The 14,352-nt window shown below is 74.1% G+C and carries 12 protein-coding genes; 8 read left to right on the top strand and 4 right to left on the bottom strand.

Features of this window, described 5'->3' with window-relative positions:
* From IE294_RS15130 to IE294_RS15110, 5 genes are all read left to right on the top strand, one after another.
* On the top strand, positions 1 to 585 hold a 585-nt coding region (locus IE294_RS15130; RefSeq protein WP_189886159.1), incomplete at its 5' end, for an LLM class flavin-dependent oxidoreductase.
* Positions 582 to 1,166, top strand: coding sequence for an FMN reductase (locus IE294_RS15125; RefSeq protein WP_373315821.1), 585 nt, complete (start codon positions 582 to 584; stop codon positions 1,164 to 1,166). The genes IE294_RS15130 and IE294_RS15125, both read left to right, overlap by 4 nt.
* A gap of 184 nt (positions 1,167 to 1,350) precedes the next feature.
* Positions 1,351 to 2,079 carry a response regulator transcription factor gene (locus IE294_RS15120; RefSeq protein WP_189886157.1) on the top strand — a complete coding sequence of 243 codons (729 nt, stop codon included), beginning with the start codon at positions 1,351 to 1,353 and terminating at the stop codon, positions 2,077 to 2,079.
* Positions 2,080 to 3,516: a sensor histidine kinase gene (locus IE294_RS15115; protein ID WP_189886155.1), complete on the top strand. Its 1,437-nt coding sequence runs from the start codon at positions 2,080 to 2,082 to the stop codon at positions 3,514 to 3,516. It abuts the gene before it with no gap.
* Between the two features lie 537 nt (positions 3,517 to 4,053).
* Positions 4,054 to 4,755, top strand: a complete 702-nt coding sequence (locus tag IE294_RS15110) for a hypothetical protein (RefSeq protein WP_189886153.1) — start codon at positions 4,054 to 4,056, stop codon at positions 4,753 to 4,755.
* A 19-nt stretch (positions 4,756 to 4,774) separates the two neighbouring features.
* Here the strand turns inward: IE294_RS15110 and IE294_RS15105 are convergent, their stop codons facing one another.
* Both IE294_RS15105 and IE294_RS15100 read right to left on the bottom strand, forming a co-directional pair.
* Positions 4,775 to 6,589, bottom strand: a complete 1,815-nt coding sequence (locus IE294_RS15105; RefSeq protein ID WP_189886151.1) for a phosphatidylglycerol lysyltransferase domain-containing protein — start codon at positions 6,587 to 6,589, stop codon at positions 4,775 to 4,777.
* 113 nt (positions 6,590 to 6,702) lie between these two features.
* Positions 6,703 to 6,975, bottom strand: a complete 273-nt coding sequence (locus IE294_RS15100; protein WP_189886148.1) for a hypothetical protein — start codon at positions 6,973 to 6,975, stop codon at positions 6,703 to 6,705.
* Between the two features lie 89 nt (positions 6,976 to 7,064).
* Between IE294_RS15100 and IE294_RS15095 the strand changes: the two genes are divergently transcribed.
* Positions 7,065 to 7,895 carry a M55 family metallopeptidase gene (locus tag IE294_RS15095; protein WP_189886146.1) on the top strand — a complete coding sequence of 277 codons (831 nt, stop codon included), beginning with the start codon at positions 7,065 to 7,067 and terminating at the stop codon, positions 7,893 to 7,895.
* Positions 7,896 to 8,022: 127 nt separating this feature from the next.
* Here IE294_RS15095 and IE294_RS15090 read toward each other — a convergent pair whose 3' ends face one another.
* Positions 8,023 to 9,438, bottom strand: a complete 1,416-nt coding sequence (locus IE294_RS15090; protein WP_189886144.1) for an MFS transporter — start codon at positions 9,436 to 9,438, stop codon at positions 8,023 to 8,025.
* Positions 9,439 to 9,845: 407 nt separating this feature from the next.
* Here IE294_RS15090 and IE294_RS15085 point away from each other — a divergent pair, with 407 nt between their 5' ends.
* On the top strand, positions 9,846 to 10,730 hold the full coding sequence (locus IE294_RS15085; protein WP_189886190.1) for a helix-turn-helix transcriptional regulator: 885 nt from the start codon (positions 9,846 to 9,848) through the stop codon (positions 10,728 to 10,730).
* A gap of 244 nt (positions 10,731 to 10,974) precedes the next feature.
* Here the strand turns inward: IE294_RS15085 and IE294_RS15080 are convergent, their stop codons facing one another.
* Positions 10,975 to 11,775: an aminoglycoside phosphotransferase family protein gene (locus IE294_RS15080; protein ID WP_189886142.1), complete on the bottom strand. Its 801-nt coding sequence runs from the start codon at positions 11,773 to 11,775 to the stop codon at positions 10,975 to 10,977.
* A gap of 353 nt (positions 11,776 to 12,128) precedes the next feature.
* On the opposite strand from IE294_RS15080, the gene IE294_RS15075 reads away from it, so the two are divergent.
* Entirely contained in the window at positions 12,129 to 14,273 is a 2,145-nt protein-coding gene (locus IE294_RS15075; protein ID WP_189886140.1) for a SpoIIE family protein phosphatase, read from the top strand.
* Positions 14,274 to 14,352: the final 79 nt, after the last annotated feature.

The raw sequence follows: 14,352 nt of genomic DNA, 5'->3' as shown, positions 1-14,352 counted from the left end.
GAGATCGCCGAGCAGGCCGCGTACTACGGCGACGGCTTCTTCCACAACAACATCTTCTGGCCCGCGGACCACACCAAGCGGATGGTGGAGTTCTACCGCAGCCGCTACGCCCACTACGGGCACGGCACGCCCGAGCAGGCCATCGTCGGACTGGGCGGGCAGGTGTTCATGCGGAAGAACTCGCAGGACGCGGTGCGCGAGTTCCGCCCCTACTTCGACAACGCCCCCGTCTACGGCCACGGGCCGTCGCTGGAGGACTTCAGCGAGCAGACCCCGCTGACGGTGGGCTCGCCGCAGCAGGTGATCGACAAGACGCTGTCGTTCCGCGAGTACGCCGGCGACTACCAGCGCCAGCTGTTCCTGATGGACCACGCCGGCCTGCCGCTGAAGACCGTGCTGGAACAGCTCGACATCCTCGGCGAGGAGGTCGTGCCGGTACTGCGCGAGGAGTTCGCCAAGGGACGCGGCGCAAACGTGCCCGAGGCACCGACCCACCAGTCGCTGCTCGCCGCCCAGAACACCCAGAACACGCAGGACGCGAAGAACACGCAGGACGCGCAGAAGAAGGAGGAGAGCAGCGTATGACCGAGCGTATGAAGGTGGTCGTGGTGTCGGCGGGGCTGAGTGTGCCCTCCTCCACCCGGCTGCTCGCCGACCGGCTCGCCGCCGCGGTCAACCGCGCGACGCCGGTGGACATCGAGGTGGTCGAGCTGCGCGACCTCGCCGTGGAGATCGCGCACAACTTCACCAACGGGTTCGCCGGCAAGGCGCTCGCCGCCGCGCAGGACGCGGTGACGCGCGCCGACGGCCTCATCGTGGTCACCCCGGTGTTCAGCGCCTCCTACAGCGGGCTGTTCAAGTCCTTCTTCGACGTGCTGGACAAGGACGCGCTGACGGGCAAGCCGGTCCTGATCGGCGCCACCGGAGGGACCGGCCGGCACTCGCTGGTGCTGGAACACGCCCTGCGGCCCCTGTTCGCCTACCTGCACGCCGTCGTCGTCCCCACCGGGGTCTACGCCGCCTCCGAGGACTGGGGCGCCGAAGGACTCGCCGAACGGACCGACCGGGCCGCGGCGGAACTGGCCGCGCTGATGCCGTTGGCTCCGCGGCGGGGGGAGGAGGCCGTTGTGCCCTTCGCCGAACAGCTCGCGGCGCTCCAGCGCTGACTTCGCCCACCCACCCGGCTCGGCCGGCCGAGAGGTCGCCGTCCCGGGTGGGTGCCGACTCGGCCGGCCGAGTGGGCCGGGGGGTTCGTCGGTTGCCCCTGTGACGGTGAGAGGCCGGTAAAAAGGGTGATCGTAGGTCCAGCGGGCCCGGCCGAACCACCGGCGGCCTTGGCAGACTGGGGATGTGCCCCAGACTGTGCTGCTCGCCGAAGACGACCGTGCCATCCGTCATGCCCTGGAGCGTGCCCTGACGCTGGAGGGGTACGAGGTGACGGCGGTCGCCGACGGCGTGGAAGCGCTGGCGCAGGCGCACCGCAACCCGCCGGACGTGCTCGTCCTCGACGTGATGATGCCGGGCATCGACGGGCTCCAGGTGTGCCGGGTGCTGCGCGCCGAGGGGGACCGCACGCCCATCCTCATGCTCACCGCCCTCGTGGAGACCGCCGACCGCATCGCGGGTCTGGACGCCGGCGCCGACGACTACGTGGTCAAGCCGTTCGACGTCGAGGAGGTCTTCGCCCGGCTGCGCGCGCTGCTGCGCCGTACCAGCCCGGTGCCCGTCCCCGGCGGGGGCGCGGAGGGCCCGGTCCGTGAGGCACCGGTGTCCTCCGACCGGCAGGTGGAGGCGGCCGGCCTGCGCATGGACCTCCAGGCCCGCCGGGCCTGGCGCGGCGAGCGCGAGCTGGAACTGACCCGTACCGAGTTCGAGCTGCTGGAACTGCTGGCGCGCAACGCCGGCATCGTGCTCGACCACTCCACGATCTACGACCGCATCTGGGGCTACGACTTCGGCCCCGGCTCCAAGAACCTCGCCGTCTACGTCGGCTATCTGCGCCGCAAGCTGGACGAGCCCGGCGCCCCCCAGCTGATCCACACCGTGCGGGGCGTGGGTTACGTGCTGCGGGAGGACTAGGTGGGCCGCCGGTGGCTGCCGGACCGGCCCCGGCCGAAGCTGGTCTCCCTGCGCACCACCTTCGCGGTCTCCTTCGCGGCCGTCACGGCCGCGGTCACGATCCTCGTCGGCATCATGTCGTACAACTCCGCCGCGCGGCTCGTCCGGGTGGACCAGCAGTCGGTGTTCACGCAGGTCGTGCAGGACGTCCGGGGCGAGGTGCGGCAGCACACGATGGGTCCGGAGGACTTCTCCTCCTCCCGGCCGGGGCACGACCTGGTCCGTCCCGCCCGCACCGACGTCCAGGTGCTCGGCGCGCAGGGGCAGATCATCGACCACGGCAGCCCGGTGCTGCCGGTCACCTCCCGGGACCGGGCCATGGCCCTCGCGCGGACGGCCGGGGAGGTGGTCGAGCACAAGGACGTGCGGGTGGACGCGGACCTGTTCCGCATCGCCACCGTCTCGCTCGGCAACGGGCGGGGGGCCGTCCAGGTCGCGCAGGAGTTCAGCGACACCGAGGATCTGCTGCGGGCGCTCCAGCAGCGGACGCTGATCCTGATGGCGGCGGTCGTGGTGGCGGCCGGACTGTTCGGCTGGTGGCTGGCCCGGCGGATCACCCGGCGCCTGGTGATCCTGACGTCGGCCGCCGAGGACGTCGCCCGCACCCGGCAGCTGGGCATCCAGGTGCCGGTGGCCGGGCTGGACGAGGTGGGGCGTCTGGGCCGCGCCTTCGACCGGATGCTGGGGCGGCTCGCGCAGTCGGAGGAGGACCAGCGCAGGCTGGTGCAGGACGCGGGCCATGAACTCCGCACGCCGCTGACCTCCCTCCGTACGAACATCTCGCTGCTGCGGCGGATCGACGAACTCCCGCCCGCCACCCGGGAGGACCTGGTCGCCGACCTCTCCCAGGAGGCCCGGGAACTGACCGACCTGGTCAACGAGCTGGTCGACCTCGCCGCCGGGCAGTCCGACAGCGAGCCGCCCCAGCGGGTGGACCTCGCCGACCTCGCCGAGGACGTCGTGGGGCTGGCCCGGCGCCGTACCGGGCGGGAGATCGTGCTGCACACGAGCGGTGACACGACGACCGACGGGCGGCCCGGGATGCTCCAGCGGGCCATCTCCAACCTGGTCGAGAACGCGGCCAAGTTCGACCGGGACGGCAAGGCGCCGATCGAGATCGGCATCATGGGGCCGGCGCGGCCGGGGACGGTCCGGGTGGAGGTGCGGGACCGGGGGCCGGGGATCGCCGAGGGCGACCTCGTCCGCATCTTCGACCGCTTCTACCGTGCCGCCGACGCCCGCTCCCTGCCCGGCTCCGGCCTCGGCCTGTCCATCGTCCGCGAGGTCGCCATGGCCCACGGCGGGGCACCGTTCGCCTTCCGCCGGGAGGGCGGAGGAGCGGTCATCGGCTTCACGGTGGGCGGCGGGATCGTCCCGGGCGGCGGCAGCGGTACCTGACGGGCGCGGACCGGTGGAGGACACCTGAGGGGGCGGGGCGCCGGTGGACGACGGGCAGGGGGCGCGGGCCGCGCAGGCGGGGGCCGGTGGGGCGCACGGGCCCGGGTCTTCCGGTGCGGTCCGGCCACGGCCGTGGCCCTCCGGCCGGGACCGGACCGCGGTTTCCGGGGCGGCGCGGGACGCGGTACCGCTCGTTCGGGCCGTGCTCGCGGAGGCCGGCCCGGGTACCGGCCGTTCGGCGGGCCGAGCAGATCGACGCGGGGGTGCGCGAGGTACTGGGGATGCGGGCCGGGGGCCGCCGTTCCTCCGGACGGAGACGGGGAGCGGCCCCGGCCGGGCGTGGGGGGTGGAGCGGCCGGCGGAGGGGCCGCGTTGATGGATGACGCGGCCGACGCGGCGGCCGTCGCCGCGTACGAGCGGGTGGGGATGCGTGGGGTGCCGTTCCGGGCCGCTGCCGGCGGTTGAGTACGCGTACCCATCCCGGGGCGGGTAGGTACGCCCATCCGCCCGCCGGGCCGGCCGCCGTAGCGTCGCCGTATGCCTGAGGAGACCGCACCGACCGCCACCGCCACCGCCGCCGGCACCGCCGGGTCCGGGGTCCGTTCGCTCGGCCTCGGCTGTCTGGGCTGCGCCGGGCTGCTGTTCGTCGCCGTGGTCGCTCTGCTCGTCCAGCTCACCTGGAACGCGGAGGACGCGACGGACCTTCCCCGGGTCGCGCCCGAGGAGATGGCCGACCGTGTCTTCGGACACTCGCGGGAGGCGTACGACGTCCTGGGGTTCACGCGGACGGTGCCGCCGGGGGTCGAGCGCGTCGGCGTCAGCACGGAGAACACGGTGGACGCCGGCTACTGCTACGACGGAGGGCCGCTGGGGCTGGAGGACAAGACCGTCGACGGCGCCTACCGGATGTCCCACTCGTGGGCGGTGGACCACGTGTCCGCGAGCCAGGCCGTCCCCGGCCTGCGCCGGCTGCACCAGCGGCTGGAGGACGACGGCTGGGAGGTCTCCTCGTACCGCGAGGGCGGGAAGGGCAGGGACTGGTCGCTGTACGTGCGGCGGGACGGCGGGGACGAGCGGATGTCCTTCACCTGGGACCCGGACCAGCAGTACTTCATCGGCGGCACCACCGCGCCCTGCGCCTACGACCCCGGATGGACGGGCGGCGGCACGGACTCCTACTCGCCCGGTGACGCCGCCCACTCCGTGCGCCCGCCCGCCCTCGGGCCCGGTCGGCCATGAGCGGCCCGGCAGGGTTCGGCTACGAGCGGCCCGGCAGGGTGAGGAAGCCCTCGGCACGGGCGCTCGCCAGGCCGATCCTCGGGATGTCGCTGCTCTTGGCGAAGAGCAGGAAGCGGGGCTCCCACACCGGCCGGTACTTGGCGTTGGCCCGGTAGAGGGACTCGATCTGCCACCAGCGGGAGAAGAAGGTGAGGGTCGAGCGCCACAGGCGCAGCACCGGGCCCGCGCCGAGGCGGGCGCCGCGTTCGAAGACCGAGCGGAACATCGCGAAGTTGAGCGAGACCCGGTCGATCCCCAGCTCCTTCGCCTGGAGGAGCAGTTCGACGACCATGTACTCCATCAGGCCGTTCTCGCAGGCGCGGTCGCGGCGCATCAGGTCCAGGGAGAGGCCGCGCTCGCCCCAGGGCACGAAGCTGAGCAGGGCGCGGGGTTCGCCGTCCGCGTCCCGGCACTCCAGCATCACGCAGCGGCCGTCGGCCGGGTCGCCGAGGCGGCCGAGGGCCATGGAGAAGCCGCGTTCGGTGGCGCCGTCCCGCCAGTGGTCGGCGCGGTCCACGAGGACGGCCATCTCCTCGGCCGGGATGTCCTCGTGGCGGCGGACGCGGACCGTACAGCCGGCCCGGCGGACCCGGTTGTGGGCCTGGCGGACCACGCGCATGGCCCGGCCTTCGAGGGTGAAGTCGGCGAGGTCCACGATCGCCTCGTCGCCGAGTTCCAGCGCGTCCAGGCCGTGCCGGGCGTAGACGGTGCCCGCCTCCTCGCTCGCGCCCATCACGGCCGGGGTCCAGGCGTGCCGACGGGCCTCGGCGAGCCAGGCGTCGATCGCGCCGGGCCAGGCCTCGGGGTCGCCGAGCGGGTCGCCGGAGGCGAGGCTGACCCCGCCGACGACACGGTAGGCGATGGCCGCCTTGCCGCTGGGGGAGAAGATGACGGCCTTGTCGCGGCGCAGGGCGAAGTAGCCGAGGGAGTCGCGCTCGCCGTGCCGCTCCAGCAGGTCGCGCAGCCTGTGCTCGTCCTCCTCCGCGAGCAGACAGGCGCCGCGCGGGGCGCGGAAGCAGGCGTAGAGGACCGCGAGGAACACCACGGCCATCAGGATGTTGACGACGACGTCCACCCAGCGGGGGGCCTGGACGGCGGTGACGTGCTCGGCGAGCGGGCCGACGCTGATGCCGCGCAGCAGGGTGTAGGCGATCTCGTCCCTGAGGCCGGCGCCGGTGACCTTGTTCGTCGTGTGGACCAGGAGCGTGCCGAGGCCGCCGCCGACGAGGGTGCCGCCGATGCCCGTGGCGAGGGCCAGGCGAGGGTTGGAGCGGTCGCCGATGGCGTCGAACTCGCGGCGCCCGAGCAGCAGGGCGGCGACGAACAGGCCGGTGAGGGCGGTGGAGACCCAGTTGAAGGCGTGCTCGCGGTAGGGGGCGCGGGTGAGGGCGACGGCGTAGAGGCCGAGGAGGGGGCCGGCGAGGAGGAGGTTGAAGAGCCAGGCGGCTCGTTTGCGACGGCGCATCACCACCGCGAGGAACAGGGCGAGGGCCGCCGAGACCAGGCCGGCGGTGGCCAGGTACGGGGTGAAGTACTCGCCCGCGTTGTGTTCGTGCACCTCTTCGCGGAAGGGGAGGGACACGACCGCCGCCAGGTTCAGCACGGCCAGCAGGCGCAGGTACCAGACGGTGGCCGTGGCGGCGCGGCCGCGCAGCCGGTGGTCGCCGCCGATGCGGAGGAGGCGGGGGGAGAGGACGCGGACGGCGCGGCGGGGAGCGGGGATCCGCTCCGGGGGCGGGGACGGCTGTCGTGCGGTGGTCGTCCGCTGTTCGGACGTCGTCTGTGGTGCGGGCATGGCGACTGGTCACCCTTGGGGACGGGGACGGGGCACCGCAGACCCTACAGCTTGTAGGGTAACGGGCGGACGGGAATCCGCACAGCCGGCGCACAGCCTCCCCCCGGCCTCCCTCAGTCGCCGCCTCCGCGCCGGGCCGCCGTCAGCAGCCAGGCCAGATTGCCCACCGCCGCCCCGGCGGCCACCGTGGCGACGATCACCCCGCCGGTCGCGAGGCCGTCGCTGAACAGGTGCGGGCGCCGGTCCAGGCTGTGCAGCCCGAAGCCGCACAGCTCGTACACGCCGACGGCGGCGATCACCAGGCTGACGATCAGCACGGTCAGCGTCGGCGCGAGACTGCGCACGCAGACCTCCGTGCCGGGCTCCGCTTCCGTGATGTCCTGCATGGGTCCCCCGTTGAACAGACGTGTGCACAGCCCGGCGGCCGTCGGCGCTTGGGAACCTACAATACGTAGGGTCGGTTAGGCTCGACGCCGTGCGGATCTACATCAGCGTGGACATGGAAGGCATCACCGGGCTCGTCGACGCCGACGACGTCCAGCCCGGCGGCCGGGACTACGAGCGGGGCCGCGCCCTGATGGCCGAGGACGTGAACGCCGCCGTACGGGGCGCGCTGACGGCCGGCGCGACCGGCATCCTGGTCAACGACGCCCACGGACCGATGCGCAACCTGCTCCCCGAGGCGCTGCACCCGGCGGCCCGCCTGGTGCGCGGCAGGCCCAAGCAGCTCGGCATGCTGGAAGGGCTGACCGGGGAGTACGACGCCGCGCTGTGCGTCGGCTACCACTCCCGGGCCGGTGCGCCGGGCGTGCTCAGCCACAGCTTCATGGGCCACGAGATCGAGGACATGTGGCTGGACGGCCGCCCGGTCGGCGAGATCGGCCTGGCCCACGCCACGGCCGCGGCCCTCGGGGTGCCCGTGGTGGCCCTCACGGGTGACGACGCGGCGTGCGCGGAGATGACGGAGTGGGACGCGTCGGTCGTCACCGTCCCGGTGAAGTACGCACGCGACCGGTTCGCGGCCGAGCTGCGGCCTCAGGCGGAGGCGCGGGAGGCCATCGAGGAGGCGGTCGCCCGGGCACTGTCCCAGGACCCGCCCCGCCCCGCACCCTCCGCCGCCGAGGCCACCCTGACCGTCCGCTGGCAGTCCGCCTCGGTCGCCGCCACCCTGCTCGGCATCCCCGGGGTGACGGCCGAGGACCCCAGGACGGTCCGGGCGACCGGTGAACTGCCCGCGCTGTACCGGCAGTTCGGGGTGTGGATGCGGGTGGCGACGTCGCTCACCAACCAGCCGCCGTACTGCTGACGTCCGCCGGCCGGCCGTGCGGCGGACGTGGGTGCGAGCCCCCTGCCCGTCCTCGGCAACGCCCTCCCGGCCGGCTGCACCTGGACTGAGCGGCCGGAACCGTTCGGCCGGGCCGGTCGACCGGGTGTCAGCGTGCCCTGTCCCGCAGGAACAGCGCGCTCGTGACGGTGCCCAGGAGCACGAGGGCCGCGTTCAGCGCGATCGCCGTCTTCAGGCCGCCGAGGACCGCGAGGGCGCCCGTACCGCTCATGGCGGCGGTGGCGACGGCGCTCATCACCGGCGTACCCATGGTGATCCCGACCTGCTGGGTCATCGTCGCGAGCCCGGTGGCCAGCCCCTGCTCCCGGTCGGCGAGACCCGAGGTGGCGGTCACCATGAAACCGACGATGACCAGCATGTTGCCCACACCGCCCGCGAAGGTCGCGGCCGACAGCAGCCACAGCGAGGAACGGCCGGTGCCGAGCCCGAGCAGGGCCGCCGTGCAGAGGGCCTGGCCGAGGCCGCCGGCCAGCAGCACCCGGGTGGCGCCGAGCCCGCCGATCAGCCGCGGGGCGAGGGCACCGCCGACGACGGTCCCCGCGCCCAGCACGCCGAACGACAGCCCGGCGGCCAAGGGCGAGAAGCCGAGCACCTCCTGGAGGTACAGGGTCAGCAGGAACACCAGGGACGTCTCGGTCAGGAACGCGATCAGACCGGCGACGTTCCCCCACGCCACCGACCGCCTGCCCAGCACGTGCGGCGGCACCAGCGGCGCGGACACCCGGCGTTCCACCGCCCCGAACACACCCAGCAGCACCACCCCGGCCGCGAGCGGCAGCAGTGCGGCCGGCGCGCCCCAGCCGTGCTCACCCGCCTGCGTCAGACCGAGGACGACGGCCAGCAGCCCGAGCGTCACCGTGACGGCACCCGGCACATCCAGCTTCGGACGCTCCTCGGGCCGGGACTCGGCGATGACGGCGGGCGCGACCAGGAGCACGGCGAGGGCCACCGGTACGTTGACGAAGAACGCCCAGCGCCAGGACAGCAGGTCGGTCAGCAGACCGCCGAGGACCGCCCCGGTGGTGAAACCGGCCGACATCAGCGCCCCGTTGAGCCCGAGCGCCTTCTCCCGCAGCGGGCCCTCCGGGAAGGACGTCGTCAGCAGGGACAGACCGGCCGGGGTCACCGCGGCGGTGGCCAGCCCCTGGAACACCCGGGCCACGATGAGCACCTCGGGGCTCCGCGCCAGTCCGCCCGCCAGCGAGGCCGCGCCGAGGACGACGAGACCGGCCAGGAACAGCCGACGCCGGCCGAAGAGATCGGCGACCCGCCCGAACAGCAGGGTGAACCCGGCCGCGCAGAGGGCGAACGCCGTGCCGATCCAATGGAGATGGGCGAGCCGGAAGCCGAGACCGGCGCCGATCACCGGCAGGGCCACGTTCAGGATGGAGAAGTCCACGGCCAGCATGAACTGGGCCGCGAGCAGCAGCACCAGCACCAGGCGGAGCCGGGGGGTGAGGACGGCGGAGGCGCCGGGCGGCTGGTGGGTGACGGTGACGGACATGACGAGACGGTCCCCTCTGGTGACGGAGGCGTTCATGCGGGACGTGGGTTTGCGGTGTGCGGCGACATTGCGGGGGGTCGGCGGAGGTGCCGGTGTTTCGCTGGAGTGGCCGGCTGGTGTTCGCCGGGGTTGCTGTGTTCGGTGGAGTCGCCGGTGTTCGCCGGGGTTGCTGTGTCGGCGGAGCCGCCGGTGTTTCGACGGAGCCGCCGGGCAGAAGACTCGTCCGTGCCGCCCGCCCCAGCCAGCACCCCCCTGCGACCGGCCGCCGCGAGGGTGGTCATCGCGTGACCACCCTCGGGCATCCCGTTCGCGCCGCCCGCCGGGCAGGATGGACGACGACCGCCGTACACCCGGAGGCGCACGCCCCGCAGCCGCGCGGGCACCCGCCCCATCCCCCGGAGGCCAACATGGACGCGTCGTCCGAGCTGGGAGCCTTCCTCAAGTCCCGCCGTGCCGCGCTGCGGCCGGAGGACGTCGGCCTCGCGACCGCGCCGGCCCGCCGCCGGGTCGCCGGGCTGCGCCGCGAGGAACTGGCCCTGCTCGCGGGCGTCAGCATCACCCACTACACCCGCCTCGAACAGGGCCGCGCGACCGGCGTCTCCGACTCCGTGCTGGACGCCGTCGCCCGCACCCTGCGCCTCACCGAGGACGAGACCGCCCACCTCAGGGACCTGGCCCGCCCCGCCGCCCGGCGCCGCCCGGCCGCACCCCGTGCCGAGCACGCGACCCCGTCGGCCCGTCAGCTGCTCGCCGCCATGACCGACGTACCGGCGCTCGTCCTGGACCGGCGCAACGACGTCCTGGCCTGGAACCGGCTGGGCCACGCCCTGCTCGCCCCGCACCTGCCGGGGGACGCCCCGGACACCCCCACCGCCCGCCCCAACCTCATCCGGATGCTGTTCCTGGACGAGCGCTACCGGGCCCTGTACGCCGACTGGAAGGAGGAGGCCCACCTCGCGGTCGCCTCCCTGCGCCTGGTCGCCGGCCGGCACCCGGACGACCGCGCACTGGCCGAGCTGATCGGCCATCTGTCCATCCGGAGCGACGAGTTCACCGCCCTCTGGGCCCGACACCCGGTCCGCACCTGCGCCTCGGGGAGCAAGTCCCTGCGCCACCCGGCGGTCGGCACGCTGGAGCTGAGCTTCGAGAACCTGTGCCTCCCGGGCCCCGCGGGACAGCGCCTCATCGCCTACACGGCCGCACCCGGCACCCCGTCCGACGCGGCCCTGCGCCTCCTGGCCGGTACGACGGCCCCCGCCGAGCCGGGGCTGCCCGCGCTGGACGCGCACTGACCCACCGGCGAGGACCGAGGAGACGGGGGGATCGACGCCGGCCGGCCCGCGCCTGACCATCGCGGTCCCCGGCGCCGCCGGCAGCCGGGTGAGCAGTGAGGCCGCCGCCCGTGGACACCGGGTCCCGAACGGTCCGGGGGCCGCGCACCGGGTGCCGGCGGACTCGGGCGCGCGGGCCGCCGTACCGACCGTACGCACCCGTCCGGTCGACGAGGGCGGACACGGTCGACGGGTGACGGGCCGGTCAGTTCAGCAGGGCAGCCGTGAACGTCTCGCGGTGGTCCACCAGCCAGTTCTGCACGCGGTCCCAGCGGTCCCATCCACCACGCTCGGCCAACGCCTGGAGGTAGACGGGGTCACCGTCGGCCACGCGGCGGGCGACGAAGGCCCGGCACACCTCCGTGGCCTGCTCGATGACGCCGGGCAACGCGGCGCGCTCCTGCCCCGGGAGGCCGTAGCCGTCGGCGAGAATCCGCAGCCGCGCGGGCGCGTCCAGCCCACGGGGGTGGAGAGCGGCGGCGGATCCGGGATCCAGCATGGGCACCCAGTAGCGGGCGGCCATGGCGATGTCCCACAGGGGGCGGCCCGGGGCCGCCAAGTCGAAATCGATCAGGGCGGCGGCACGACCGTCGCGGAAGACGACGTTCTCCGGGCACACATCGTTGTGGCACAGCGTCGTTCCCCCCTCCGGGTCGGCCAGGTCCCGGGGCCACTCGGCACTGCTGTCGACCGCGACGGCCGCGCCGGACTCGTGCAGGCGCCGCAGCAGGCTCCCCACCGATGCGAGGGCGGCCCTCGTCATCGCCCAGTCCGGGAACGGCGGCAGGGCCACGTCGCCGGGGACGAAGGTCAGCTGCTCACGGCCATCCGCGGTGAGGCCGACAGGGACCGGCGCGCCGTCGAAGCCGTGCTCCCTCAGCGCGAGGAGACAGGCATGCAGAGCGTGCGCGTTGCGCGGCGCCGGGCGCTCGACCAACGCACCCCGGCGGAAGACCGCCCCCGCGTTCGCCATCCCGCCGGCCAGCGCCTCACCCTCAGCCGTCATGACGATCACGCTACCGCCGGATCGACCCGCGCGAAGCAGTCCCCGAAAACCAAGAAGCCATCCGATCGAGGCGGCCCCCGTTCTCGTCGCCGACCACGCCCCCTGTGACGGTGCCCACCGCCTCCACGAACGCGGCGACGTGCCCCCGTCGTCAGCACGGTGCGGTGACGTCGGCCTCGGTGCCCGCCGCCCGGCCGGAGAGGCTGACCGGCCCGTGGGGACAGCGCGCTGCCGTGACCGCCCGCCGGACGTATGGTCCGTATATGAGTGCCGTCTGGTCCGGCCGGCGCGGTGTCGCGCCGCCGGAGCCGCCCTCTGGTCACCGCCGGTGCCCCCGTACAGGAGGGTGAAGCGTGTCCGACACGGTCACCGACCCTCGCTCCCACGGCTTCGGGCCGGACGCCGTGGACTCCGTCCTGGGCCACTGCGCACGGGAGACCGGTGCCTACGCCGGCGGGGTCTACGTCCTGTCCCCCGACGGGCAGATGCTCCAGCTCGCGGTGCTGAGCGGGATCTCCCGGCGGATCGCCACGCCCTGGGCACGCGTTCCGCTGCCGGCCGCGAGCCCGGTGAGCGACGCCGTGCGGCAGGGCGGCCTGGTGTGGATCGGCAGCCAGGAGGAGCTGGCGCGCCGCTACCCGCAGCTGGCGCTGGTCCTGCCGCATCCGTTCGCCCTGGTCGCCGCGCCGATCAGCACCGGCGCCCGGACATGGGGCGGTCTGGTGCTGCACTGGTCCAGCGCGCACCCCGCCACGCTGAGCGCACAGGAGCGTGCGGTGATCGACGACGCCTGCCGCCGCCTGGGCCCGATCCTGCGGCAGGCTGCCGACAGCGGTCGCGTCCTGGCCGGGCCCGAGCCGCGGATCCTGTCCCCGCCGCGGAACCGCGCCGCCGGACCGGCCGAAGCCCAGGCCGCGGCCGACTTCGCCGAGCGCCTTCCCAGCGGCTGCTGCGCCCTCGACCCGGACGGCCGGATCACCTTCCTCACCACCGCCGCGGCGGAGCTGCTCGGTGCCGGCATTCCCGAACTGCTGGGTGCCCGGCCCTGGGAGGCGCTCGCGTGGCTGGACAACCCGGTCGCCGAAGACCGCTACCGGGCCGCCGTGCTGAGCCGCCGGCCGACGTCCTTCACCGCCCGGCGGCCCCCCGACCAGTGGCTGTCGTTCCACCTGTACCCGGACGCGTCCGGCATCAGCGTGCGCATCGTCCCCACGTCCTCGGCCGACGCCGTACCCCCTCCGCACCTGCTGCACCCCGCGCCCGCGGCGGAACCCGGCCGGGCCACGGTGCTCTACCACCTGATGCACCTGGCCGCCACGCTCACCGAAGCGGTCGGCGTCCAGGACGTCGTCGAAAGGGTCGCCGACCAGATCCTGCCCGCCTTCGGCGCCCAGGCCCTCGCTCTGATGGCCGCGGAGGAGGGCAGACTGCGGATCATCGGCTACCACGGCTACTCCGCCGCGCTCATGCACCGCTTCGACGCGGCTCCCCTCACGTCCGACACCCCGGCGGTCCACGTCCTGACGACAGGGATTCCGAGCTTCTTCGGCACCTTCGACGACCTCAAGGCGGCCTACCCTCCCGCCGTCCACCAGGACGACATGGCGGCCTGGGCGTTCCTGCCGCTGATCACCTCCGGACGCCCCGTCGGCTCACTGGTCCTCGCCTACGACCGGCCGCGCGCCTTCCCCGCCGAGGAGCGCTCCGTCCTCACCTCGACCGCCGGGCTGATCGCCCAGGCGCTGGACCGCGCCCGTCTCTACGACGCCACCCAGCAGCTCGCCCACGACCTCCAGGCCGGCCTGCTGCCCCGCACCCTGCCCCGCGTCCCCGGCCTGGACGTGGCCGCCCGCTACCTTCCCACCAGCTACGGCATGGACGTCGGCGGGGACTTCTACGACCTCATCCGCCTCGACGAGACAACCGCCGCCGCGACCATCGGAGACGTCCAGGGGCACAACGTCCAGGCCGCCACCCTGATGGGGCAGGTCCGCACCGCCGTCCACGCCTCCGCCGGCGCGCCCCCCGGCGAGGTCCTCGCCCGCACCAACCGCCTGCTCACCGATCTCGACGCCGGCCTGTTCACCAGCTGCCTCTACGCCGACCTCGACCTCGCCCGGCACAGCGCCTGCCTGGCCACCGCCGGGCATCCCCCGCCGATCCTGCGCCATCCGGACGGCCACACCGAGATCGTCGAGCTGCCTCCCGGGCTCCTGCTCGGCATCGACCCCGCCGCCGACTACCCGACGGCGAACGTCCCGCTGCTCCCCGGTGCCGTGCTCGTCCTGTACACCGACGGGCTCGTCGAGGCCCCCGGCACCGACATCGAGGACGCGATCAGGGCTCTCGCCGGCCGGCTCGCCCACGCGCGGAACCAGCCCGTGGACGCCCTGGCCGACACCCTCGTCACCGGCGCCGAGCACACCGCGCCGCGCAGCGACGACGTCGCCCTGCTCCTGATCAGCCCGCACCGGACGCGCGTACCGGGTGCGCGGTGATTCCACGACGACGTGACCGCTCCGAGCGCCCTCCGCCTTACAGCACGAGCGGCCTCCGCATCCCCCTTCTTGTTAAAGT

The sequence above is a fragment of the Streptomyces canarius genome (assembly GCF_014650735.1).
GTDB classification, from domain to species: Bacteria; Actinomycetota; Actinomycetes; order Streptomycetales; family Streptomycetaceae; genus Streptomyces; species Streptomyces olivaceoviridis.
The sequence above is the reverse complement of the archived record's forward strand: the minus strand, read 5'-3'. Positions and strand labels throughout refer to the sequence as shown.